This window comes from Nocardiopsis sp. FR4, from assembly GCF_009830945.1.
In the GTDB taxonomy this organism is placed as follows: Bacteria; Actinomycetota; Actinomycetes; order Streptosporangiales; family Streptosporangiaceae; genus Nocardiopsis.
In genome coordinates, this window is record NZ_VWVV01000037.1 from 1 (window position 1) to 22,876 (window position 22,876).

At 72.8% G+C, this 22,876-nt stretch carries 20 protein-coding genes and 1 pseudogene; 13 read left to right on the forward strand and 8 right to left on the reverse strand.

Annotation, left to right across the window (positions count from 1 at the left end):
• The 4 genes from infB to truB form a co-directional block, all read left to right on the forward strand.
• A partial coding sequence (infB, locus tag FYW95_RS24825) for a translation initiation factor IF-2 (protein WP_160050906.1) occupies nucleotides 1-2,025 on the forward strand: 2,025 nt, incomplete at its 5' end.
• Nucleotides 2,026-2,149: 124 nt separating this feature from the next.
• Complete coding sequence (locus FYW95_RS24830; RefSeq protein WP_159945127.1) at nucleotides 2,150-2,446, forward strand: DUF503 domain-containing protein; 297 nt, start codon at nucleotides 2,150-2,152, stop codon at nucleotides 2,444-2,446.
• A 2-nt stretch (nucleotides 2,447-2,448) separates the two neighbouring features.
• Nucleotides 2,449-2,892 (forward strand): 30S ribosome-binding factor RbfA, encoded by a 444-nt coding sequence (rbfA, locus tag FYW95_RS24835; protein ID WP_159945128.1) that lies wholly within the window; start codon nucleotides 2,449-2,451, stop codon nucleotides 2,890-2,892.
• A gap of 115 nt (nucleotides 2,893-3,007) precedes the next feature.
• Nucleotides 3,008-3,895: a tRNA pseudouridine(55) synthase TruB gene (gene truB, locus FYW95_RS24840; protein ID WP_159945129.1), complete on the forward strand. Its 888-nt coding sequence runs from the start codon at nucleotides 3,008-3,010 to the stop codon at nucleotides 3,893-3,895.
• 72 nt (nucleotides 3,896-3,967) lie between these two features.
• Here truB and FYW95_RS24845 read toward each other — a convergent pair whose 3' ends face one another.
• Complete coding sequence (locus tag FYW95_RS24845) at nucleotides 3,968-4,816, reverse strand: alpha/beta fold hydrolase (protein ID WP_159945130.1); 849 nt, start codon at nucleotides 4,814-4,816, stop codon at nucleotides 3,968-3,970.
• On the opposite strand from FYW95_RS24845, the pseudogene FYW95_RS28670 reads away from it, so the two are divergent.
• The 5 genes and pseudogenes from FYW95_RS28670 to FYW95_RS24870 form a co-directional block, all read left to right on the forward strand.
• Nucleotides 4,739-5,050, forward strand: a pseudogene (locus tag FYW95_RS28670) (type II toxin-antitoxin system prevent-host-death family antitoxin); the annotation flags it as partial. The gene FYW95_RS24845 and the pseudogene FYW95_RS28670 sit on opposite strands and share 78 nt — an antisense overlap.
• 188 nt (nucleotides 5,051-5,238) lie before the next feature.
• Nucleotides 5,239-6,195, forward strand: coding sequence for a bifunctional riboflavin kinase/FAD synthetase (locus FYW95_RS24855; RefSeq protein WP_159945131.1), 957 nt, complete (start codon nucleotides 5,239-5,241; stop codon nucleotides 6,193-6,195).
• Between the two features lie 252 nt (nucleotides 6,196-6,447).
• A complete protein-coding gene (gene rpsO / locus FYW95_RS24860) occupies nucleotides 6,448-6,717 on the forward strand; it encodes a 30S ribosomal protein S15 (protein WP_159945132.1) in 270 nt (89 codons plus the stop codon).
• A 326-nt stretch (nucleotides 6,718-7,043) separates the two neighbouring features.
• Nucleotides 7,044-9,371: a polyribonucleotide nucleotidyltransferase gene (locus FYW95_RS24865; protein WP_159945133.1), complete on the forward strand. Its 2,328-nt coding sequence runs from the start codon at nucleotides 7,044-7,046 to the stop codon at nucleotides 9,369-9,371.
• A 152-nt stretch (nucleotides 9,372-9,523) separates the two neighbouring features.
• Nucleotides 9,524-10,858 carry a M16 family metallopeptidase gene (locus FYW95_RS24870; RefSeq protein WP_159945134.1) on the forward strand — a complete coding sequence of 445 codons (1,335 nt, stop codon included), beginning with the start codon at nucleotides 9,524-9,526 and terminating at the stop codon, nucleotides 10,856-10,858.
• A gap of 168 nt (nucleotides 10,859-11,026) precedes the next feature.
• Here the strand turns inward: FYW95_RS24870 and FYW95_RS24875 are convergent, their stop codons facing one another.
• From FYW95_RS24875 to FYW95_RS24905, 7 genes are all read right to left on the reverse strand, one after another.
• The gene (locus FYW95_RS24875; protein WP_159945135.1) at nucleotides 11,027-11,689 is read right to left on the reverse strand and encodes a sigma-70 family RNA polymerase sigma factor; all 663 of its coding nucleotides are present in this window, start codon (nucleotides 11,687-11,689) and stop codon (nucleotides 11,027-11,029) included.
• A gap of 223 nt (nucleotides 11,690-11,912) precedes the next feature.
• Complete coding sequence (locus FYW95_RS24880; RefSeq protein WP_159945136.1) at nucleotides 11,913-12,485, reverse strand: hypothetical protein; 573 nt, start codon at nucleotides 12,483-12,485, stop codon at nucleotides 11,913-11,915.
• Between the two features lie 83 nt (nucleotides 12,486-12,568).
• Nucleotides 12,569-13,858 (reverse strand): Dyp-type peroxidase, encoded by a 1,290-nt coding sequence (locus tag FYW95_RS24885; protein ID WP_159945137.1) that lies wholly within the window; start codon nucleotides 13,856-13,858, stop codon nucleotides 12,569-12,571.
• Nucleotides 13,858-14,466 carry a copper chaperone PCu(A)C gene (locus tag FYW95_RS24890; protein ID WP_159945138.1) on the reverse strand — a complete coding sequence of 203 codons (609 nt, stop codon included), beginning with the start codon at nucleotides 14,464-14,466 and terminating at the stop codon, nucleotides 13,858-13,860. Before FYW95_RS24890 ends, FYW95_RS24885 begins: the two co-directional genes overlap by 1 nt.
• 202 nt (nucleotides 14,467-14,668) lie before the next feature.
• Nucleotides 14,669-15,145 (reverse strand): Hsp20/alpha crystallin family protein, encoded by a 477-nt coding sequence (locus tag FYW95_RS24895; RefSeq protein WP_159945139.1) that lies wholly within the window; start codon nucleotides 15,143-15,145, stop codon nucleotides 14,669-14,671.
• A 34-nt stretch (nucleotides 15,146-15,179) separates the two neighbouring features.
• On the reverse strand, nucleotides 15,180-16,856 hold the full coding sequence (locus FYW95_RS24900) for a BCCT family transporter (RefSeq protein ID WP_159945140.1): 1,677 nt from the start codon (nucleotides 16,854-16,856) through the stop codon (nucleotides 15,180-15,182).
• A 315-nt stretch (nucleotides 16,857-17,171) separates the two neighbouring features.
• Entirely contained in the window at nucleotides 17,172-17,684 is a 513-nt protein-coding gene (locus FYW95_RS24905; RefSeq protein WP_159945141.1) for a MarR family winged helix-turn-helix transcriptional regulator, read from the reverse strand.
• 186 nt (nucleotides 17,685-17,870) lie between these two features.
• Between FYW95_RS24905 and FYW95_RS24910 the strand changes: the two genes are divergently transcribed.
• The 4 genes from FYW95_RS24910 to FYW95_RS24925 all read left to right on the forward strand — a co-directional run bounded on the left by FYW95_RS24910 (nucleotide 17,871) and on the right by FYW95_RS24925 (nucleotide 22,748).
• Nucleotides 17,871-19,022 (forward strand): polyprenyl synthetase family protein, encoded by a 1,152-nt coding sequence (locus tag FYW95_RS24910; RefSeq protein WP_236568080.1) that lies wholly within the window; start codon nucleotides 17,871-17,873, stop codon nucleotides 19,020-19,022.
• Nucleotides 19,023-19,123: 101 nt separating this feature from the next.
• Nucleotides 19,124-20,593, forward strand: coding sequence for a phytoene desaturase family protein (crtI, locus tag FYW95_RS24915; RefSeq protein ID WP_159945177.1), 1,470 nt, complete (start codon nucleotides 19,124-19,126; stop codon nucleotides 20,591-20,593).
• A gap of 85 nt (nucleotides 20,594-20,678) precedes the next feature.
• Nucleotides 20,679-21,662, forward strand: coding sequence for a phytoene/squalene synthase family protein (locus tag FYW95_RS24920; protein ID WP_159945142.1), 984 nt, complete (start codon nucleotides 20,679-20,681; stop codon nucleotides 21,660-21,662).
• Nucleotides 21,663-21,782: 120 nt separating this feature from the next.
• Nucleotides 21,783-22,748: a DUF5914 domain-containing protein gene (locus FYW95_RS24925; protein WP_159945143.1), complete on the forward strand. Its 966-nt coding sequence runs from the start codon at nucleotides 21,783-21,785 to the stop codon at nucleotides 22,746-22,748.
• Nucleotides 22,749-22,876 lie beyond the last annotated feature (128 nt).

The following is a 22,876-nucleotide window of genomic DNA, read 5'->3' on the forward strand; positions in this document are numbered from 1 at the left end:
GCGGGCGCCGGTCCGCGTCCCGGCGCCGGTGGCGGCGGCGGCCGTCCGGGCGGCTTCGGTGGCCGTCCCGGCGGCGGTGGCCGCGGTCGCGGCGGCGGGACGGCCGGTGCGTTCGGTCGCCCCGGCGGTCGTCCGGGCCGTGCGCGCAAGTCCAAGAAGCAGCGGCGCCAGGAGTTCAACGACCTCCAGGCCCCGTCCTTCGGCGGCGTCAAGATCCCGAGCGGCAACGGTCAGACCATCCGTCTGTCCCGCGGCGCCTCGCTGTCGGACTTCGGCGACAAGATCGACGTCAACCCGGCGTCGCTGGTCCAGGTCATGATGCACCTGGGCGAGATGGTCACCGCGACCCAGTCCCTGCCGGACGAGACCCTGATGCTGCTGGGCGAGGAGCTCAGCTACCGCATCGAGGTCGTCAGCCCGGAGGACGAGGACCGCGAGCTGCTGGAGTCCTTCTCCATCGAGTTCGGCGAGGACGAGGGCACCGACGAGGACCTGCGTCCGCGTCCGCCGGTGGTCACCGTCATGGGTCACGTCGACCACGGTAAGACCCGACTGCTGGACACCATCCGCAAGACCAACGTCGTGGGCGGCGAGGCCGGCGGTATCACCCAGCACATCGGTGCCTACCAGGTCGCCACCGAGGTGGACGGCGAGGAGCGCAAGCTCACCTTCATCGACACCCCGGGTCACGAGGCGTTCACCGCCATGCGTGCCCGCGGTGCGAAGGTCACCGACATCGCGGTGCTGGTCGTGGCGGCCGACGACGGCGTCAAGCCGCAGACGGCCGAGGCCATCGACCACGCCAAGGCGGCCGACGTGCCGATCGTGGTCGCGGTCAACAAGATCGACGTCGAGGGCGCCGACCCGCAGCGGGTCCGCGCGCAGCTCACCGAGTACGGCCTGGTGGCCGAGGAGTACGGCGGCGACGTCCAGTTCGTGGACATCTCCGCGCTCAAGGGCACCAACATCGACGCCCTGCTCGAGTCGATCGTGCTGACCTCCGACGCCGCGCTCGATCTCCAGGCCAACCCGGAGATGGACGCGCAGGGTCTGGCCATCGAGGCCTACCTGGACCGCGGTCGCGGTTCCATGGCCACGGTGCTGGTCCAGCGCGGCACGCTCAACGTCGGCGACTCGATCGTGTGCGGTGACGCCTTCGGCCGCGTTCGCGCCATGCTCGACGAGCACGGCCAGAACGTGCAGAGCGCCGAGCCGTCCCGTCCGGTGCAGGTGCTGGGTCTGACCAACGTTCCCAGCGCCGGTGACAGCTTCCTGGTCGTCAAGGACGACCGGGTGGCGCGGCAGATCGCGCAGCAGCGCGAGGCGCGCGAGCGCTTCGCCCAGCAGGCGCGCTCGGCCCGCCGGGTCACCCTCGACAACTGGCAGAACGCTCTCAAGGAGGGCGAGCGCTCCGAGCTGCTCCTCCTCATCAAGGGCGACATGTCCGGTTCCGTCGAGGCGCTGGAGGAGTCCCTGCTCAAGATCGACGCCGGCGGCGACGAGGTGAGCATCCGGGTCATCGGCCGGGGTGTCGGTGCGATCACGCAGAACGACATCAACCTGGCGGCGTCCGCTGACGCGATCATCGTCGGCTTCAACGTTCGGCCCGAGGGCAAGAACAGCGAGCTGGCCGACCGCATGGGCGTCGACATCCGGTACTACTCGGTGATCTACCAGGCCATCGACGAGGTCGAGGCCGCGGTCAAGGGTCTGCTCAAGCCGGTCTACGAAGAGGTCCAGCTGGGCAGCGCCGAGATCCGCGAGGTCTTCAAGGTGCCGAAGATCGGCAACATCGCCGGTTCGATCGTCCGCAACGGCCTGATCCGCCGTAACGCCAAGGCACGGCTCATCCGCGAAGGGGTTGTCATCTCCGAGAACCTCACCGTGGAGTCGCTGCGCCGGTTCAAGGACGACGCGACCGAGGTCCGCGAGGGCTTCGAGTGCGGTATTGGTGTCGGCTACAACGACCTGCGCGTCGGGGACGTCATCGAGACCTACGAGATGCAGGAGAAGCCCCGCGACTGATCCCCGCGGAGCCTGACCCGACGGGGCCCCGGCCGCACGGCCGGGGCCCCGTGTTTGGCCCCGAGCGCGGGGCCGTCCCCGGGCCGGGGGACGCCGCACAACTCCACACACCACAGGTGATCACTTGTACGTTGGGGCGCTGACCCTGGACGTCCTTCTCGGTGACGTCCACTCGCTCAAGCAGAAGCGTTCGCTGGTGCGGCCGGTCGTCGCCGAGCTGCGCCGCAAGTTCGCCGTCTCGGTCTCCGAGGTCGGCGAGCACGACCTGTACCGCCGGGCCAAGATCGGCGTCGCGGTGGTGGCTCCCACGGCCGCGCACGCCCGGGAGCTCATGGACAGCTGTGAACGCCTGGTGGCGGGCCGTCCCGAACTGGAGCTGCTCTCCGCCAGGCAGCGGCTCTTCAACGAAGAGGAAGACTGACGATGGTTGACGCCGCACGCGCGCGCAAGATCGCCGACCGTATCCAGCGCATCGTCGCCGAGATGCTGGACCGGCGGATCAAGGACCCGCGCCTGGGATTCGTCACCGTGACCGACGCGCGCATCACCGCCGACCTGCGGGACGCCACGGTGTACTACACGGTGTTCGGCGGCGAGGACGACAAGGCCGCCTCCGCCGCCGCCCTGGAGAGCGCCAAGGGCGTGATCCGCAGCGAGGTGGGGCGCCAGACCGGCATCCGGCACACCCCGAGCCTGACCTTCGTCATCGACGAGGTGCAGGAGAACGCCCAGCACATCGAGGAACTCCTCCTCAAGGCGCGCCAGTCCGACGAGGAGCTGGCCCAGCGGGCCAGCGGAGCCAAGCCCGCGGGCGAGGCCGACCCGTACCGGACTCCGCGCGAGGACGAGGACGAGGACGACGAGTAGCACCGGCTGACCCGCCGGTGAACGGCACCCGTGCCGGTGAGCGACACTCCGGCGAGTAACACCCCGGCGGCGGCGCCGACCCGCGCCGCCGCCCCGCAATTCCCCGAGGAGCCCCATGGCCGAGAGCGGCGTCGTGGTCGTCGACAAGCCCGCCGACTGGACCTCGCACGACGTGGTCGCCAAGACGCGCGGACTGGCGCGCACCCGCAGGGTGGGCCACGCGGGCACGCTGGACCCGATGGCCACCGGCGTGCTGGTGCTGGGCATCGAGAAGGGCACCAAGCTGCTCGGCCACCTGACCCTGACGGAGAAGGCCTACGAGGCCACCATCCGGCTGGGACTGGCCACCACCACCGACGACGCCGAGGGCGAGCCCGGCACGCGGGCGGACGCCTCCGGCGTGTCGGAGGAGGCCGTGCGCGCGGCCGCCGCACGGCTGACCGGGCCGCTCCAGCAGGTTCCGCCGCAGGTCAGCGCGATCAAGGTGGACGGCAGGCGCGCCTACAAGTCCGCGCGCGAGGGCAAGGAGGTGGCCCTGAAGGCCCGCACGGTCACCGTCGCGGAGTTCACCGTCACCGACGTGCGCCGGGTCGCCGACGCGGACGGGGAGTTCGTGGACGTGGACGCCTCCGTCACCTGCTCCAGCGGCACCTACATCCGCTCGCTGGCCCGGGACATGGGCGCAGACCTGGGCGTTGGCGGTCACCTGACCGCGCTGCGGCGCACCCGGGTGGGCCCCTACGACCTGGCCCAGGCGCGCACACTGGACGAGCTGGCCCGGGAGTTCACCCAGGTCCCGCTGGCCGATGCGGTCGCGGCGGCCTTCCCCGTCCGCGTCCTCAGCGAGGGGGAGACCCGCCGGATCCGGCACGGCAACCGGATCGACCCCGACGGCTCGGGAGACGGCCCGGTCGGCCTGTTCGCCCAGGACGGGCGCGTGATCGCGCTGGGGGAGAACCGGAGGGACCACATGAAGCCCGTGGTGGTCTTCGAACCCGCCTGAGGTCCGGCCGGTCCGTCTGCTCGCCCGGGCCCCGCCGGGGCCCGGGCGAGCAGACGGACCGGGAGTCGGGGCTCAGAGGTCCGCCAGGAACTCCGCGAGGGCGGCGGTCAGCTCCCCGGGCCGCTCCACCGAGGGCAGGTGCCCGGTGTCGGGCAGCTCCAGCAGGCGCGCGCCGGGCACGCCCTTGGCGTACAGGTCCGCGACCTCCTGGATCTGGGGGATCTCCGACAGGCCCTTGACCACCAGGGTCGGGGCGGTGATCCGTTCCAGGCGCCCCTTGGCGGGCGGGTCGGGCCAGAGGGTGGAGCAGACCGGGCCCGACCAGCGCCGGGCGAACAGCTCGCGCAGCATCAGCAGGCTCAGGTCCCACGCCTCGGTGGGCACGTCCTCGGGCACACGCCCCGGCCCCAGCACCATGAACCGGGCCTGGGCCTCGGCCATCGCCGCGACGTCCCCGGGGTCGGGGTCCGCGTGACCCGCCCGGTACACCTCCAGGCGCTCGTGGGGGACGGCGCCCAGCACCATCTTCCGGGCCTCGCGGGTGAACACCTCCGGCCACTCGTGTCCCGACAGGCCCGGGCAGACCAGGGCCAGGCCCGTGACCCTCTCCGGGGCGGCGAGGGCCGCGTCGGCGCAGTAGGCGCCCCCGTAGGAGGCCCCGACCAGGGCCGCCCGGTCGATGCCGAGCGCGTCCATGAGGGCGAGCAGGTCCTCGTGGTGGGTGACGGGTCCCTCGTGGTCGGCCGAGCCGCCGTGGCCCCGCCAGTCGTAGCGGACCACCCGGTGCGCCCTCGCGAGGTGGGAGAACTGGTGGTCCCACATGCGGCGGTCGGCCAGTCCGGCGTGGACGAACACCACGGCGGGGCCGGAGCCGTCCTCGTCGTAGGCAAGGCGGGTGGTGCCCGTGTCGATCATCGCCATCCGGGCACGGTAACCGCTGTCCGGGCCCGTGCCAACCCGGATCCGCCCAGGGCAGAGGGGAAGGTCCGGCGTGAATCCTGCCCGGGAGATCGCGCTGTTGGCTGGAAGCCAGCGCCATGTTGGCACTTTGCGCTGGCTGAGGTCGGAAACAACCCGTCCAAGCTCGCCGGCGAGGCCGAGAGGACACACGAAGCGATCACCATCACCCGCAACGGCAGGCCCAGCGCCGCGGTGACCTCCGTGGACACCACTACACCGGCGGACGCTGACTCCGGAAGGCGTGGTGTGTGGCGGCGGCGTGGCCCGGGCCACACGCCCGGCGTGTCGGGGGCGGTGGCGGACATGGCACCCTTGGTGTCGGACGACCCCGCCGCCAGGGGGCGGGGCGGAATCACGACGAGCGACGAGCAGGGGAGCCGGACGTGCGGCGATGGGACGGGCTGGAGGGTGTTCCCTCGGGGTGGGGGCGCTCCGTGGTGGCGGTCGGCGTCTTCGACGGGGTGCACCGGGGCCACCAGGCCATCCTGGAGACCGCCGCCGGACACGGCCGCGAACTCGGGCTGCCGGTGGTCGTGGTGACCTTCGACCCCCATCCGGAGTCGGTGCTGCGCGGCACCGCCCCGCCGGTGCTCACCCCCCTGGACCGCAGGGTGGAGCTGCTCGGTGCGCACGGCGCCGAGGCGGTGTGCGTCCTGCCCTTCACCAAGGACCTGTCCGCCCTGACCCCCGAGGAGTTCGTCCGGCGGGTCCTCGTCGAGCGCCTGCACGCCTCGGCCGTGGTGGTGGGTGAGGACTTCCGCTTCGGGCACCGGGCCGCGGGCGACGTCGCCGCCCTGCTCGGGCTGGGCGCCGAGTACGGCTTCACCGCCGACGGGGTCGCGCTGGTGGCCGACGGCGACACCATCACCTCCACCCGCGTGCGCGGGCTGCTCGCCGGAGGGGCCGTGGCCCAGGCCGCCGAGCTGCTCGGCCGGCCCCACCGGGTGGAGGGCGAGGTCGTGCACGGTGCCGCGCGCGGGCGCGAGCTGCTGGGCTTTCCCACCGCCAACATGGACCTGCCGCCCGACACCGCCGTCCCCGGGGACGGCGTCTACGCGGGCTGGCTCAACCGCGCCGTCCCGCTCGCCGGGAGCGAGTCGCGCTGGCCCGCGGCGATCTCGGTGGGCACCAACCCCACGTTCGACGGAGCCGAGCGCACCGTGGAGGCCTACGCCCTGGACCGCGACGACCTGGACCTGTACGGGCTGCGCATGTCGGTGGACTTCACCACGCGCATCCGGGGCCAGGAGCGCTTCGAGAGCATCGACGAGCTCATCGTCGCCATGCGCCGCGACGTGGACCGCTGCCGGGAGGTCCTGGGCGCTGGCGGAGGCTCCTGAGCGGCGGGTGGCGCCCCCGTGTGCGTTGTGTGCCCGCCACCTGCCGTTTGCGGTAGGGTGGAGACGTCCACGTGTGCCCCACGGCCGCTCGCGCCCCGCGCGAGCCGCCCCGGGAGCGCGGTGCCCGCCCCGTCGGGGTCGGGCCGCGCACAGCACACCCGACGGTGACTGTTCGTACGCGCGGTCACCGCGTCTGAACCCGGCCGCGTGCCGGGCCGGTCCCGCGTACCGCATACCCAGAGAAGGAGCGTCGTGTCGATCGACACCGCCACCAAAGAGAAGATCATCGCCGAGTACGCCACCGGCGAGGGTGACACCGGTTCCCCCGAGGTCCAGGTCGCGCTGCTCACGCACCGCATCATCGAGCTGACCGAGCACCTCAAGGACCACAAGCACGACCACCACAGCCGTCGCGGCCTGCTGCTGATGGTCGGCCGTCGCCGCCGCCTGCTCAAGTACATCGCCAAGCAGGACATCACCCGCTACCGCTCGTTGATCGAGCGCCTGGGTCTGCGCCGCTAGGTTGTCGGCGGGAGTGGCTTCGGCCGCTCCCGCTTTGTTAGTAGGGTGTGACACGACGGGGATCACGGACCCCTGTCCGTCCCTAGTTCCACAATTTCACACAGAACCACCACAGAACCACCCGCGCCTCTCCCCGGCCGCAGAGTCGGGGCCGGTCCTCGGTAGTGGCCCCCGGACATCCCCGCCAGGGAGTGCCGTGGGCTTCGATCGATGACCGGCCGTCATCAACTCCGGGGCACGGACGCGGGAAGACGAAACACGAACGCGCCGAGGGCAGCAGCCTGCCCGGCGCGACGAACGCGAACACGTGTAGTAGGAGGTCGCCCATGGAGGGCGTGTACTCGGCCGAAGCCGTCATCGACAACGGTTCCTTCGGCTCCCGCACCATCCGCTTCGAGACCGGCCGCCTGGCCCGCCAGGCCGCGGGCTCGGCCACGGTGTACCTGGACGACGAGACCGTCGTGCTGTCCGCCACCACCGCCTCGAAGCGACCCAAGGAGAACCTCGACTTCTTCCCCCTGACGGTGGACGTCGAGGAGCGCATGTACGCCGCGGGCCGCATCCCCGGCTCCTTCTTCCGGCGTGAGGGACGTCCCTCCGAGGACGCCATCCTCACCTGCCGCCTGATCGACCGGCCGCTGCGCCCGTCGTTCCGCAAGGGCCTGCGCAACGAGATCCAGATCGTCGAGACGATCCTGGCCCTGCACCCCGAGCACCTGTACGACGTCGTCGCCATCAACGCGGCCTCGATGTCCACCCAGATCGCCGGTCTGCCCTTCTCCGGCCCGATCGGCGGCGTGCGCGTCGCCCTGATCGACGGCCGGTGGGTGGGCTTCCCGACCCACTCCGAGCTGGAGAGGGCCACCTTCGACATGGTCGTCGCCGGTCGCGTCCTGGAGGACGGCGACGTCGCCATCATGATGGTGGAGGCCGAGTCCACGGTCCACACCCTCAAGCTGGTCGCCGAGGGCGCCGTCGGCCCCAACGAGCAGACCGTCGCCGAGGGGCTGGAGGCCGCCAAGCCCTTCATCAAGGTCCTGTGCCGGGCCCAGCAGGCCGTGGCCGACCAGGCCAGCCGCGAGGTGGGCGACTTCCCGATCTTCCTCGACTACGAGGACGACGTGTACGCCGCCGTGGAGCAGGCCGTGCGCGAGGAGCTGTCCAAGGCCCTCACCATCGCCGACAAGCAGGACCGCGAGGCCGAGCTCGACCGCGTCAAGGGCGCCGCGGCCGAGAAGCTGGCCGAGGACTTCGAGGGCCGCGAGAAGGAGGTCGGCGCCGCCTTCCGCTCGCTGAGCAAGCAGCTCATGCGCGAGCGCGTGCTGCGCGACCAGATCCGCATCGACGGCCGCGGCCCCAAGGACATCCGCCAGCTCAGCGCCGAGGTCGGCGTCCTGCCGCGGGTGCACGGCTCGGCCCTCTTCGAGCGCGGCGAGACCCAGATCATGGGTGTCACCACGCTGAACATGCTGCGCCTGGAGCAGATGGTTGACACGCTCAACCCCGAGAACACCAAGCGCTACATGCACCACTACAACTTCCCGCCCTACTCCACCGGTGAGACGGGCCGGGTGGGCTCGCCCAAGCGGCGTGAGATCGGGCACGGCGCCCTCGCCGAGCGCGCCCTGCTGCCGGTCCTGCCCTCCCGCGAGGAGTTCCCCTACGCCATCCGGCAGGTCTCCGAGGCCCTGGGCTCCAACGGCTCCACCTCGATGGGCTCGGTCTGCGCCTCGACCATGTCGCTGATGGCCGCGGGCGTGCCGCTCAAGGACATGGTGTCGGGCATCGCCATGGGTCTGATCAGTGAGGGCGACCAGTTCGTCACGCTGACCGACATCCTGGGCGCCGAGGACGCGTTCGGCGACATGGACTTCAAGGTCGCCGGTACCCGCGAGCTCATCACGGCCCTGCAGCTGGACACCAAGCTCGACGGCATCCCCGCCGAGCAGCTGGCGCTGGCGCTCCAGCAGGCCCGCGGAGCCCGCCTGGCCATCCTCGACGTCATGCAGGAGGCCATCGAGCGTCCGGCCGAGATGAGCCCGAACGCTCCGCGCATCCTCACCGTCAAGGTCCCGGTGGACAAGATCGGCGAGGTCATCGGCCCCAAGGGCAAGATGATCAACTCGATCCAGGACGACACCGGCGCCGACATCACGATCGAGGACGACGGCACGATCTACATCGGTGCCACCGACGGTCCCTCGGCCGAGGCCGCGCGGGACACGATCAACCAGATCGCGAACCCGACGATGCCCGAGGTCGGCGACCGCTACCTGGGCACCGTCGTCAAGACGACCACGTTCGGCGCGTTCGTGTCGCTGCTGCCCGGCAAGGACGGCCTGCTGCACATCTCGCAGATCCGCAAGCTGCACGGCGGCAAGCGGATCGAGAACCTCGACGACGTGATCAGCATCGGCGAGAAGATCCAGGTCGAGATCCGCGAGATCGACGACCGCGGCAAGCTCTCGCTGGTCCCGGTGGAGGTCGTGGAGTCCGAGTCCGCTCCGGCGGCCGAGGCCGCGGGGTCCGACGGCCCGGCCGGGTCTGCTGAGCCCGCCGACGACGAGGACGCCTCCGGCGACAGGGGCGAGCGTGGCGAGGAGGCCCCGCGCCGCCGTCGCCGCCGCAGCTCGGCCCGCTCGGAGAACACCTGACCCGATCGGCAGCCGGTTCTGACGAACAGGTGTTTCTGATCGACGCGTGAAGGGGGGCGGTCGCACCGTGGGTGCGGCCGCCCCCACCGCGTATCCTCGGCTGGACCGCCCGGTGGGCCAGCCACCGACGTCACCACGGAGAAGAAGGATCCATGACCTCTGTCCCCATCGCCGCCGAGCAGGAGCCGGGCACGACCGTGACACTGCTGGAGCCGGACGGCGGCTCCGGCCTGGTGCGCCGCACGGTGCTTCCGGGCGGCCTGCGCGTGGTCACCGAGACCCTTCCCGGAGTCCGGTCCGCCGCGTTCGGTATCTCGGCGGCCACGGGATCGCGGGACGAGGACTCCGCGCACGCGGGTTCGGCGCACTTCCTGGAGCACCTGCTGTTCAAGGGGACCAAGGCCCGGTCGGCGCTGGAGATCTCCGCGCTGCTGGACGGTGTGGGCGCCGACCACAACGCCTACACCACCAAGGAGCACACCTGCTACTACGCCAAGGTCCTGGACCGGGACCTGCCGCTGGCGATCGACGTGGTCGGCGACATGGTGGCCAACTCGGTGCTGGACGAGGGCGAGGTGGAGACGGAGCGGGGCGTGATCCTGGAGGAGATCGCCATGTACGAGGACGAACCCGCCGACCTGGTGGACGACGTCTTCGCGGCGCACTTCTTCGGTGACACGCCCCTGGGCCGACCGATCCTGGGCACCAACGACACCATCCGGGCGCTCTCACGCGACCGGATCGCCGAGCAGTACCGCGACGCGTACGTGCCCTCGGAGCTCATCGTGACCGCGGCGGGCAGCCTGGACCACGACCACGTGGTGGAGCAGGTCCGGCAGATGTTCGCCGAGCAGCTCGCCGCCGCGGGCGACGCGCGCCCGACCCGCCCCCGCGCGGGCGGCTCGCCCGTGGCCACGCACGGGGGCACGGTGGTCCAGCCGCGGGAGACCGAGCAGGCGCACATCATCCTCGGCTCGGAGGGCCTGACCCGCACCGACCCGCGCTGGCACGCGCTGCGCCTGCTCAGCGCGGCCCTGGGCGGCGGGATGTCCTCCCGGCTGTTCCAGGAGGTGCGGGAGAAGCGCGGCCTGGCCTACGCCGTGCACGCCTACCACACCGGTTACGCCGACACCGGAACCTTCCAGATCTACGCGGGCTGCCTGCCGGAGAAGGCCGACGAGGTCATCGGGGTGTGCCGGGAGGAGCTGGCCAAGGTGGCCGCCTCGGGGATCACCGCCGAGGAGCTGCGCCGGGCCAAGGGCCAGATCCAGGGGTCGCTGGTGCTGGGCACCGAGGGAACCAACGCGCGGATGGGGAGGCTGCTCTCGCACGAGCTCAACCACCCCCGCCACTTCTCCATCGACGAGGACCTGGCCCTGGTCGACGCCGTGACCGGCGAGGACGTGGCCGAGGTGGCCGCCGACCTGCTGTCCCGTCCGCGCGCGCTGGCCGTGATCGGCCCCTACGAGGCCGATCGGGCGTTCTGACCGGGGTGTGCTGGCCGGGGCGTTCCGGTCCGGGAGCGGCGGCGCTCCGGGGGGGTGACGCTTCGGGGCCACCGTACGGGGAGGTCCGCGTTCCGGGCCCGCTCCGCGCAGGCGGTGCGGGCCCGGACGTGTTCAGGGGTGCCCTCGCCTCCGGGCACCCGGTTCCCCTCAGGCGTTCAGCTCTCTCAGCAGGTCCTCCCGCGCGCGGGCGACCCGGGAGCGGATCGTGCCCACCGGCACGCCCGCGGTCCGGGCGGCCTCGGCGTAGGTCATCCCCTCCACCTGGGTGAGTACGAACGCCTGGCGCCGCTCGGGGGTGAGGCCGTCCACGAGGGCGCGCAGGGCCAGGTGCTCGTCGAACCGCGCCGCCCGGGCGGGCAGCAGGTCCCAGTCGGGCGGGGGCACGCAGGCGGGCCGGGCGGCGTCGTGGCGGTAGCGGTCGGCGACGGTGTTGCGGGCGATGGCCAGCAGCCAGGCGCGCGCGGGTGCCCGCCCGACGAAGCGGGGCAGGCCGCGCAGCGCTCTCAGGTAGGTCTCCTGGGTGAGCTCCTCGACCCGGTCGGAGGGAACCCGGCGGGAGATGAAGCGGACGACGTCGGGGCGGGTGTGTCGGACGAACGCGTCCAGGGCGGCGGACGAGCCGTCGCGCGCGCTGCGCGCGAGGCGGTCGAGGTCGTCCTTCTCGCGGGGGCCGGCGGAGGGGGCGGCGCCGGGGTCGCGAGGGCTGTCGGGGTCGTGGGGGCGGGGGCGGACGGCCCGCGGAGCGCGTTGCGGACCGGGTCGCGCGTGCCCGGGCACGCGGGGGCGCGCGAGGGCGGTGTCTGTGGGCATGGGTGCTCCTGGTTCCGGGCGCGCACGAGCGGCCCGGCGGCCGTTGGCCTCGGGCGGTGCGCGCGGTGGCGGAGGCGCCGTGACACGGCACGGCACGGGGAACCGGGCGTGCCCGCGGCGGACCCCGCGCGGCCGGGGCCGCGTTCGGGCGCGTGCGGGCACGCGGGGCGCGCTCCCCGCACTGGCCGCGGGGAGCGGGAGGCGGTGCGCCTCCCGGCGCGCCCTAGGGAGCGGGCGGCCCGCGCAGGACCAGGCTGTGCCGCAGGTAGGGGGTGGTGGGGGCGGGAAGGTCCGCTTCCGGGAGCGGTGCCGTCGGCACTCGCTCGGGCAGCGGACGCACCACCGCGAACACCAGGACCGGCAGCAGCGCGGCGGCGGCCAGGCGCAGGTAGGAGAACAGGGCCGCTTCGCCTTGGCGCAGCCACCAGGCGCACACGGCCCCCGCGACCAGGTGGGCGACGAGCATCCCGGCGCCGCCCGAGGACTCCGCGACGCGGGAGCCGAAGGCGTGTGCGTCGTGGGCGCCGGAGGACCGGGCGAAGGATGACTGGGCGACGGAGAACGCCAGGTGCAGGGCCAGCTGTGACCAGGCCATCCACCCGGCGATCGCACCGAGCCCGCGTTCACGCCCGGACGCGGCCCAGGCGAACGCGTAGACCAGGACGGCCCCCGCGAGCAGGCCGCCGAGCGGTACGGCGTGGTCGGAGAAGGCCGTGTGGCCGCCCGCGGACACGGCCGAGCACACCGAGGCGAACACCCCGGCGCGGGCCGCTCGCAGGGGTGGCCGTTCCGTCATGGCCCCATGTTCGCATTCCCTCGCGTCGTTCCGGCTCCGGGGCCGTTCCCCCTACCGGCCGGCGCGGGCGAGCGCTCATCTGCTCACCCCTCCAGTAGCGCCTGCCCCACGTACTCGCCCTCGGCACAGCCCGGGGGCACGGCGAACACCGCCGAGCCGACGGCGGTCGTCCACTGGTTGAGCAGGTCCAGTTCGTCCAGCCGGCGCTGGATCGGCGTGAACTGGCGGGAGGGGTCGGTTTGGAAGGAGGCGAAGAGCAGCCCCGCCTCCCCGTCCCCGGCGCCGCGCTGGTCGTAGTTGTAGCCGCGGCGGAAGATCCGCTGGTCGGGGTCGTCGGTGCGGGCCCGGCGCACGTGTGCGAACTCCGGGATCACGGCCAGCCCCGAGGCGTCGGTGGCGGCCAGGTCCACCTCGTCGTGCTCCGCCGACCCGGTGAGCGGGGCCCCGTTGTCCAGGCGGCGTCCGATGACGGCCTCGCGTGCGGGCCGGTCCACCTCGTCCCACGTGTCCAGGTCGGTGGCGATCCGGCGCAGCACCAGGCTGGTCCCTCCCCTCAGCCACGCGGGTTCACCCGTGCCCCAGACCAGGCGTTCGAAGTCGTCGGTTCCGGGGACGAGGTTGACGGTGCCGTCGACCTGCCCCATGAGGTTGCGCATGGTGGTTCCCGCGGGTTGGGAGCCGTAAGCCCGGCGGAACCCGCTCTGGCTCCACCGCACCCGGGCGAAGGCGCGCGCGTCTTTGAGCAGCATCCGTACCGTGTGCGCCACGGTCACCGGGTCGTCCGCGCACACCTGCAACAGCAGGTCCGCCTCGCCCCACGCGTCGTCGAGCCGGTCGTGGTCGAACTCCGGCAGCGGGCCCAGCCAGTCCGGAACCGCGCCGGGGTCCACCCGCTCCACCAGGCCCCGGCCGAACCCGAACGTGGTGGTGAGGCGGGCCGGGACAGCGGCCAGCTCGGGTTCGCTGTCGGCCAGGGCGGGCTCCCCGCGGGACATGCGGGACGCGTCGTCGGTGAGCAGGCGTAGAAGGCGACGGACGCCGTCGGCGTCGGTCTCCGGCGCCAGGTCCAGGGCGAGGAAGGTGCCGTGCGCCTGCGGAGGGGTCTCCACGCCCGCCTGGCGCACCCCGTGGAAGGCGACGGTCAGGCCGCCGTTGAGTTCGGTCGCGGGCGGCTCGGGGGCGGCTCGTGGTGCCTCGCCCAGCAGGCCGTGCGCGGCGGTGGCGGCGGTGGCGCCGAGCCCGGCGGCGGTCCCGCCCAGCAGCAGGTGCCGACGGCTGAACCCGGCGGGACGGGAACGGCCGCCGCCACGTTCGTGCTCGCTTTCACGTGCGCGCTCGTTCTCGCGTGCGCGCTCACGCCTACGCCCACGCATCAGTGCTCCCCGCCGTGGCCCTCGTGCCCCTGGCCCCGGTCCCCGTCCCCCTCGTACTCCTCGTTGGCCCCGGCGTACTCCTTGACCGGAGCCGTGAACGTGGCGGTCGAGCCGTCGGCGAACTCCACGGTGACGGCGGTCTCCGCGCCCGGCTCCAGGTCCTGGCCCAGGTCCATCAGCATGATGTGGTCGGCACCCGGCTCCAGGGTGTGCGAGCCTCCGGCGGGGATGACGAAGCCGCCCTCCTTCTCGCGCATCGAGGAGTCCACGCCCTCGGTCGAGACCTCGTGCAGTTCCACCGTCCCGGCGGCCTCGGTCCGGGCCGCGACCAGGGTGATGTCGGTGTCGGAGGCGTTGGTCAGCTCTCCGAACACGGCGGTCATCTCCTCCCGCGCCGTGGCCGCCTTGACCCAGGGGTCGGTGACGGTGAAGGCGTCGGCGGCCAGGACCTCGGCGGCGGCCTCGCCGGTGGTGTCCTGCTCCGACTCAGCCGCGGGACCGCCGCAGGCGGTGAGCGCGAGGGTGACGGCGGCGGTGGCGGAGGCCAGGGCCGCGGTCAGGGCGGCGCTCCGGGGACGGGGGGCGGGAGCGGTGCGGTGTGCGGTCATGGTGCGGTCTCCAGGCTCGGGCCGCGTTCTGGCGGCCGTTCACCTGAGGGGGTCGGATCGCGGGGCCGTTCGGTTCCCGGGCGTCGCTGTGGTCCCGCGCACGGAGCGGATCCGGGTGTGGGGCGGTCCTGTGCCCGGAGCGGGTCCGGGCACGGGGCGGGCCCCGGCGGATCACCTCCGCCGGGGCCCGCCCGGATCGTGTTCAGGGCTTCTTCGGGGACCGCCTGCGCAGGGGGATCTTCTTGGGGCCCCGGGCGTTCGCGGCCCCGCGCACCACCACTTCGAGCAGGCCCTCGTCGTAGGTGGCCTCGATGTCCTTCTCGTCCACGGCCTCGGGGAGGCTGATCTCCCGGCGGAAGGTGCCCATGAACCGCTCCGAGGAGTAGTAGACGTCGTCGTCGTCCTCGTCGCGCCGGCGCTCGCCGGTGATGGTGAGGAACCCGTGGTTGAGGCTGACGGACACGTCCTGTTCCCGCACACCGGGCACCTCGCAGCGGATGACGAGGTCGTTCCCCCGCGCGAGGATGTCGGTGGGCGGGCTCCACGCGTCGGCGTGGCCGCGCTCGCGCTCACCGACGTTGCCGGTCTCCATCGAGGACATGCTGTCGGAGATGCGGTTCATCTCCGTGATCATGTCGACCACACCGTGGAAGGGGTTGTGGAATCGCTTCGGCGCCACGGCCGCCTCCTTTCTTCGTGCTCTCGCGATCCGGCTACTCGCGCGGTCGCGCCGTGCCCTCGGCCGTGCGCCGGTCCTCGGCGCGCTGCTCCCTGGGCTCCCCGGGCCGGGGCTCGTTCGCCAGTGCCTTACCCAGGCCCCACACCATGAACAGCAGGATCACGGCGAAGGGAAGCCCGGTGACCACGGAGGCCGCCTGGAGGGCCGACAGGGCGTTCTCACCGCCCAGAACCAGCAGGATGAGGGTGACCGCGCCCTCGCTGATCGCCCAGAAGGCGCGCTGGGCCCGGAGCGGCTTGATGCCGCCGCCCCTGGTGAGCGTGTCCACGACCAGGGATCCTGAGTCGGAGGAGGTGATGAAGAAGACGGCGACCACGATGATCAGCAGGACGGCGATGACGCCTCCGACGGCCGGGGCCACGGGCAGCAGTTCCAGCAGGCGGAAGGCCCGGTCCTCCTCGGCGAGCGCGTTCAGGCCTCCGCCGCCGAACAGTTCGTAGTACAGCCCGGAGCCGCCGAACACGCCGAACCAGAGGATGGACACGGCGACGGGTGCGAACAGGGCGCCGATGACGAACTCGCGGATGGTGCGGCCGTAGGAGATGCGGGCCAGGAAGATGCCGACGAAGGGCGCCCAGGAGATCCACCAGCCCCAGTAGAAGATGCTCCACGCGGTGGTCCACTCGAAGGCCTGCTGGTCCACGCGCGGGCTGGGGAAGGACAGGCTCCACGGGATGAGGTTGTCCAGGTACTCGCCCGCGCCGGTGGTCACCATGCTGACGATCCACAGCTTGGGGCCCAGGGCGAAGACCGTGACCATCAGCAGGAACGCCAGCCACAGGTTGATGACGGACAGCCGGCGGATGCCCTTGTCGATGCCCGCGAGCACGCTGAGCAGGGCGACACCCGTGATCACGATGACGATGACCGACTGCACGGTGGCGTTGGCCGGGATGCCGAAGACGTGGTTGAGCCCTCCGTTGATCTGGAGGGTGCCCAGGCCCAGCGACGTGGCCAGGCCGAAGATCGTGCCGAACACGGCCAGGATGTCCACGATGTTGCCGACCCAGCCGAAGGCGCGGTCCCCCAGGAGGGGGTACAGCGCTGAGGCCGGTCGCAGGGGGAGGCCCCTGCGGAAGGCGAAGTAGCCCAGGGACAGGCCCAGGGCGATGTAGATGGCCCAGGGGTGGAAGCTCCAGTGGAAGTAGCTCAGGGCCATGGCCTCACCCGCCGCCTCGGCCAGGGGCGGTGCGCCCTCGGGCGCGGTCAGGTCGGCCGAGCGGGGCGCGTGCAGGTGGTGGATGGGTTCGGAAACCCCCCAGAACACCAGGCCGATGCCCATACCGGTGGTGAAGAGCATGGCGAACCAGGCCAGTGTGCCGAACTCCGGGCGTGAGTCGTCGGGGCCGAGGCGGACCCCGCCGAACCGGCTGAGCATGAGGAAGACGGCCAGCAGGAGGAAGAACGTGGTGGCCAGGACGTAGATCCAGCCCAGGCGGGCGCCGATCCAGTCGCGGGTGGCCGTGGCCGCCTCCAGCATCGGCTCGGTGGCGACGATGCCCAGGATGACGAAGGCGAGGATGACGACCCCGGAGACTCCGAAGACCGTGGGATTGGTGTTTTCTCGGATGTACTCGCGTAGGGATGAGATGGTGGCTCCTTCCCAGCCCCGAAGGGTTCCCAGCCCCTGAGGGATCCCGGAGGGACGCATACCCCGGGTCGGGGGAGATGGAAGGGCCGGTGCGGGCCCGGCCCACGGACGTGTCCCGGAGGATGCTAGGGGCCGGAAGCGCTCCCAGGAAGCATTCGCGCAACCGTGGAGTGTTGGCTTACGAGCGGCGAAGACTGGTTTTACCGTCTGTAACCGGGTAGAGACGTGTATGACCACTTTCAATGGCCCAAGACTGCTTATCGCCGCCCATAGCCGGGGGAGGAGGCTCGGATGAAGGTCCTGTCGCGCTCGGTCGGCGGAAGCGCGGGGAGGGAGTGACGTCCAGGGGGCGCGGCGCCGCTGCGTGCGCGGTGGTCAGTCCGCTGCCAGCAGGTCGAGGGTGGTGCCGACCCGGTCCAGCCAGTCCGTGATCGTGGCCAGCTCCTCCAGGGAGTAGTCGGCGTGCGCGGCGGTCATCGCCTCGCGCATTCCGGGCGCGGTGGAGGCGCCGACGCGTTCGGCGCCGGGGGTCAGCCTGACGGCCACCTTGCGCCGGTCCTCGGGATGGCGGGTGCGTTCGACCAGGCCGTGCGCCTCCAGGCGGTCGATCACCCCGGTCACCGAACCGGTCGACAGGCAAAGGTGGTCGGCGATCTCCCCGGGGGTGAGGGAACCGCTCACGCGCAGCAGCGTGTAGCACTGGAAGTCCGTGGGGTTCATCCCCGAGCGCTCCGCCATCCGGTGCAGCAGGCGGATGAGCCGTACGGCGAGTCGCTGCCCGTCGGTCTGGAGCGCATCGTAGAGTTCGGCCCGCGACCTGACCTCGGGATCCGCGCTCCGGCTCCCTCCGGGAGCGGAGGGAGAGGATGCGGCCGACGCGGTGTCCATGGTTCCCCTCTCACCTCGCGGGACCGGTGACTTCGCCGGTCGTCCCTGGAAGTGTAGGCCGTCTTCCGGCGTCGCCGCCCGTCCAGGGAGGGGCCGGGGCGGGAGGGGCCGCACGGGGTTTGACCGCCTCAGAACGGGAACTAGTTTGCTTACCAAGATTCATGGAATCCAAGGCTTTGGATCCGAGTGATCCGGGGAGCCACAGGGGAGGACGTCGTCAATCCCATCCTGAACACCCACACGCACCCCCGCCGCGAGGACACCGCGGGTGGAGACGGCGGTGCGGCCCTGGACGGCGTGCTGCGGGACTACCTCGAACGCAGGCTGGGCCAGGCCGAGGAGGTCGACGGGGAGTTCGCCCGCGAACTGGCCGGGATCACCGTCCGTTTCACGCTGGGCGGGGGCAAGCGGATGCGCCCCCGCCTGGCCTGGTGGGGGTGGCTCGCCGGAGGAGGGCCCGCCTCCGGCCCCACGGTCCGCTCCGCCCTCCAGGCCTGCGCCGCGGTGGAACTCGTCCAGACCTGCGCCCTCGTCCACGACGACGTGATGGACGGCTCCCCGACACGCAGGGGCCGTCCCTCGGTCCACGCCGACTACGCCGCCGAGCACCTGCGCGACGGACTCGTCGGCAGCCCGCACCGCTACGGCGAGGCGCTCGCCGTGCTCGTGGGCGACCTGGCCCTGGTGTGGGCCGACGACATGCTGTGCGAGGCACTGCCGGACGTGCCCGAGCCCGTGCGGGCCAGGGCGGTGTGGCGGGACCTGCGCACCGAGATCATGGCCGGGCAGTTCCTCGACGTGCGCGCCCAGGCCCGCCGGGAGCGCACGGAGGAGGCGGCCCTGCGCGTGGACCTGCTCAAGACCGCCTCCTACAGCGTTGAGCGCCCCCTGCACCTGGGCGCGGTGATGGCCGGGGCCGGGCCCGCGGTCGTGGAGGCCCTGCGCGGCTACGGCCGGGATGTCGGCATCGCCTTCCAGCTGCGCGACGACCTGCTCGGCGTCTACGGCGACAGCGCACGCACCGGCAAGCCGGTGGGTGAGGACATCCGGGAGGGGAAGTGCACACTGCTGCTGGTGACCGGGGTCCGCCTGGCGCGCGAACGCCGGGACCGCGCCGCGCTGGCGCTGCTCGACCGGGTGGGCCTGCCCGAGGAGGACGTGGACCCGGTGGAGGTGGCCGACGTCCTGGACCGTCTCGGCGCTCGCGACCTGGTCCGGAGCAGGTGCCGGGAGCTGGCCGGGCGGGGCGCCGCCCGGCTGGAGGGGCTGGACGCACCCGAGCCCGTCCTGCGGGGCCTGCGCGACCTGGCCGTCTCGACCGCCGAGGAGCCCTCATGAGGGGCCGTCGCCCGGGGAAGGTATCCGCCAGACCCGAGAGGAGCGCCACCGTGCCCGCATCCGAGACCTCCTCCACCCCCTCGTCGGGCGGACGCGATCCCGTGGTGGTCGTGGGCGCCGGGCTGTCCGGTCTGGCCTGCGCACTGCATCTGTTGGGCGCCGGACGCGAGGTCACCGTCGTCGAGCGCGAGACGTATCCGGGAGGACGCGCGGGGCGGCTCGACATGGACGGCTACCACGTCGACACCGGCCCCACCGTGCTCACCATGCCCGAACTGCTGGAGGAGGCCCTGGGCGCGGTCGGCGAGACGGTGGCCGACCGGCTCGACCTGGTGCCCCTGACCCCTGCGTACCACGCCCGCTTCGCCGACGGCTCGCGGATCGACGTGCACACCGACCGGGAGGCGATGGCCGCCGAGGTCGCCCGGGTGGCCGGGAGGCGCGAGGCAGAGGGTTACCTGCGGCTGCGGGACTGGCTCACCCGGCTGTACCGGGTGGAGATGCGCTCGTTCATCGACGCCCAGTTCGACTCGCCGCTGGACCTGGTGCGCCCGGACCTGTTCCGGCTCGCCGTGATGGGCGGGTTCGGCAGGCTGGCCCCGGCGGTGGGCCGCCGCGTACGCGACGAGCGGCTGCGCCGGATCTTCTCCTTCCAGGCGCTCTACGCCGGGGTGGCCCCGGAGAGCGCCCTGGCCGCCTACGCCGTCATCGCCTACATGGACACCGTCGCCGGGGTGTACTTCCCGAGGGGCGGGATGCGCGCGCTGGGCGACGCCCTGTCCGGGGCGTTCACCAAGGCGGGCGGGACGCTGCGCTACGGGCAGACCGTCTCCCGGCTCGAACGCGCGGGCGACCGGATCACCGCCGTGGTCACCGAGGGGGGCGAACGCCTGCCCTGCGACCAGGTGGTGCTCACCTGCGACCTGCCCGCCGCCCACCGACTGCTCGGCCACACGCCCCGGCGCCCGGTGGCGACCCGGTACTCTCCCTCGGCCGTCGTGCTGCACCTGGGCACCGACCGGACCTGGGAGGGGCTGGGCCACCACACCATCTCCTTCGGCGGTGAGTGGCGCCGCACCTTCACCGAGATCATCCGCGAGGGCCGCACCATGAGCGACCCCTCCCTGCTCATCACCCAGCCCACGTACACCGACCCCGCGCTCGCCCCCGAGGGGCGCCACCTGCTCTACGTGCTCGCCCCCGCCCCCAACCTGGCCACGGGAGGCCGCATCGACTGGGAGCGGGAGGGGCCGCGCTACCGCGACCAGCTCGTCGGCGTGCTCCAGGAACGCGGCTTCGACGGACTGGACGCCTCCGTGCGCGCCGAGCACCTCGTCACGCCCGCGGACTGGGCACGGCAGGGGCTCGCGCACGGCACGCCCTTCTCGTTGGCGCACACGTTCGCCCAGACCGGGCCCTTCCGGCCGCGCAACACCGTCCCGGGCGCCTCCAACGCCGTCCTGGCGGGGTGCGGGACCACGCCGGGGGTCGGTCTGCCCACGGTGCTCATCTCGGGCAAGCTCGCCGCAGCCAAGGTGGTCCGGCGCACGGGAGGGGGTGGGCGCCGGTGAGGTTGAGGGCGTCGAGGGAGCGGAAGCGGTTGAAGGGTTTGAGGCGGCTGAGGGGACCGATGGGGTTGAGGCGGTGATGGGGGTGATGAGTGCGGGAACCGCGGAACTCGACGCCGCCGGGATCACCGGCCAGCCGCTGCGGGAGGCCTACCTGCGGTGCCGGGCCCTGCACGCCCACCACGGGCGCACGTACTACACGGCCACACGGGTCCTGCCGCCCGAGAACCGGCCCGGCGTGCACGCGCTGTACGGCTTCGCGCGGTGGGTGGACGACATCGTCGACGAGCCCTCCCCGGGTACGGGCGTGGAGGAGCAGGCGGCCTGCCTGGACGGGATCGGCGCCGACCTGGCCCGGGTCCTGGGCGGGGAGCGCGCGCACGACACCGGGAACGCGCCCGTGCTCAGCGCGCTGGCGCACACGGTGGACCGGTACGAACTGCCCCACGCCTACTTCACCGCGTTCATGGCCTCCATGCGCATGGACCTGACGGTCGGCGACTACCGCGACCTGGACCACCTGCGCGAGTACATGTACGGCTCGGCGGCGGTCATCGGTCTGCAGGTGCTGCCGGTCCTGGGCACGGTGGCGCCCCGCGAGGAGGCCGCGCCGCACGCGGCCGCGCTGGGGGAGGCCTTCCAGCTCACCAACTTCCTGCGGGACGCGGCCGAGGACCTGCGGCGCGGCCGCGTCTACCTGCCCGGCGACGTGCTGGCGGCGCACGGTGTGGACCGGGAGCTGCTGGGGCGGTGCGCGCGGGAGCGCCGGTCCCACCCGCGGGTCCGCGACGCCATGGCTGACCTGGTGGAGGTGAACCAGGGCTTCTACCGGCGGGCCGAACCGGGCATCGCGATGCTCTCCCCGGTGGCGCGCCCGTGTGTCGCCACGGCCTTCCGTCTCTACCGCGCGATCCTGGACGAGGTGCGCGCGGCCGAATACGACGTGTGGAGTGTCCGGCACCGCGTGTCGGACGCGCGCAAGGCCGCGGCGGCCGTCCCCGCCCTCGCCCGCTCACTGGTCGCACGCTCCCTGCGCGGCCGGGTGCCGCGCCCGCGTCCGCGCACCGGTTGAGGGCCCGACGCATTCGGAGGATGGAGGACTCCCGTGACACCGAACGACCCCCCGGCTGGTTCCGGGTCCGCTGCTGGCTCCCTGCCCGACCCCCGGCCGCGGCGCCTTCCCCTGCGCCGTATGCCCGCCACCACGTGGCGGGCCCAGGAACCGACGTGGAGGGAGGGTTCGCCCGCGATCATCGGGGCGGCCCTCAAGCGCGCGCTCGCCCGCCCCTCGGGCAACTGGTTCGTGCTGGCCGCGAGTGACGAGGTACGCGCGGACCGGCCCTTCGGGCGGGTCGTGGCGGGTACCGAGCTGGTGGCCTGGCGCACTCCGGACGGGAGGGCGCACGCGGGCCCGGGGGCCTGCCCGCACCTGGGCGCGCCGCTGTGCCGGGGAACGGTGGACTCCGGGAGGCTGGTGTGCCGCTGGCACGGGCTGTCCCTGGGAAAGGAGGGGTTTCCGGGCTGGGACCCCTACCCCGTGCACGACGACGGGGTGCTGGTGTGGGTTCGCCTGGACCGTGCCGGGGGAGAGGAACCCCTGGACGCCCCGGTGGTACCGGAGCGCCCCCGCCCGGAACGGAGCCTGACCGCCGTGGAGAGCATGGCCGGACGGTGCGAGCCCGAGGACGTGGTGGCCAACCGGCTCGACCCCTGGCACGGATCGTGGTTCCACCCCTACTCGTTCGTGGGGCTCAAGGTGACCGAGGTGCCCAAGGGAGCCGACCCGGATCCGGACCGGATGGTGGTCGACGTGGGGTTCCGCGTCGCGGGCCGGTGGGGCGTCCCGGTGCGGGCGGAGTTCCGCTGCCCCGAACCGCGCACGGTCGTCATGCGCATCATCGAGGGCGAGGGGCTGGGCAGCGTCGTGGAGACGCACGCCACCCCGCTGGGCGTGGACGAACGGGGGGTCCCGCGTACGGCGGTCATCGAGGCGACCGTGGCCACGTCCGGGCGGACCGGGTTCGCGATCGCTCGCAGGGTGGCCGGGGCGGTGGTGCGCCCGGCGATGCGGATGGCCGCCCGGCGGCTGTGGAAGGACGACCTGGCCTACGCCGAGCGCAGGTACCTGCTGCGGAGTACGGGGCGTTGGCCTGGTTAGCCGTCGCGGGGAGGGGGTGCGCCCGTGCGGCGGCGGGGTGGGGCCGGGTGCCGTCGGTGGTTCCACGGGTGGGGGCTGCCCTCGGGGGTCCCCCCGCCCCGACCCGTGGGGGCCGTCCCGCCCGCGCT

What these genes read in the sequence shown, in the direction of transcription:
- rbfA (WP_159945128.1), top strand. Translation starts at nt 2,449, where the DNA reads ATGGTTGACGCCGCACGCGCGCGCAAGATCGCCGACCGTATCCAGCGC.
- truB (WP_159945129.1), top strand. Translation starts at nt 3,008, where the DNA reads ATGGCCGAGAGCGGCGTCGTGGTCGTCGACAAGCCCGCCGACTGGACC.
- FYW95_RS24845 (WP_159945130.1), bottom strand. Translation starts at nt 4,816, where the DNA reads ATGGCGATGATCGACACGGGCACCACCCGCCTTGCCTACGACGAGGAC.
- FYW95_RS24865 (WP_159945133.1), top strand. Translation starts at nt 7,044, where the DNA reads ATGGAGGGCGTGTACTCGGCCGAAGCCGTCATCGACAACGGTTCCTTC.
- FYW95_RS24870 (WP_159945134.1), top strand. Translation starts at nt 9,524, where the DNA reads ATGACCTCTGTCCCCATCGCCGCCGAGCAGGAGCCGGGCACGACCGTG.
- FYW95_RS24875 (WP_159945135.1), bottom strand. Translation starts at nt 11,689, where the DNA reads ATGCCCACAGACACCGCCCTCGCGCGCCCCCGCGTGCCCGGGCACGCG.
- FYW95_RS24880 (WP_159945136.1), bottom strand. Translation starts at nt 12,485, where the DNA reads ATGACGGAACGGCCACCCCTGCGAGCGGCCCGCGCCGGGGTGTTCGCC.
- FYW95_RS24885 (WP_159945137.1), bottom strand. Translation starts at nt 13,858, where the DNA reads ATGCGTGGGCGTAGGCGTGAGCGCGCACGCGAGAACGAGCGCGCACGT.
- FYW95_RS24890 (WP_159945138.1), bottom strand. Translation starts at nt 14,466, where the DNA reads ATGACCGCACACCGCACCGCTCCCGCCCCCCGTCCCCGGAGCGCCGCC.
- FYW95_RS24900 (WP_159945140.1), bottom strand. Translation starts at nt 16,856, where the DNA reads ATGCGTCCCTCCGGGATCCCTCAGGGGCTGGGAACCCTTCGGGGCTGG.
- FYW95_RS24905 (WP_159945141.1), bottom strand. Translation starts at nt 17,684, where the DNA reads ATGGACACCGCGTCGGCCGCATCCTCTCCCTCCGCTCCCGGAGGGAGC.
- FYW95_RS24920 (WP_159945142.1), top strand. Translation starts at nt 20,679, where the DNA reads ATGAGTGCGGGAACCGCGGAACTCGACGCCGCCGGGATCACCGGCCAG.
- FYW95_RS24925 (WP_159945143.1), top strand. Translation starts at nt 21,783, where the DNA reads ATGCCCGCCACCACGTGGCGGGCCCAGGAACCGACGTGGAGGGAGGGT.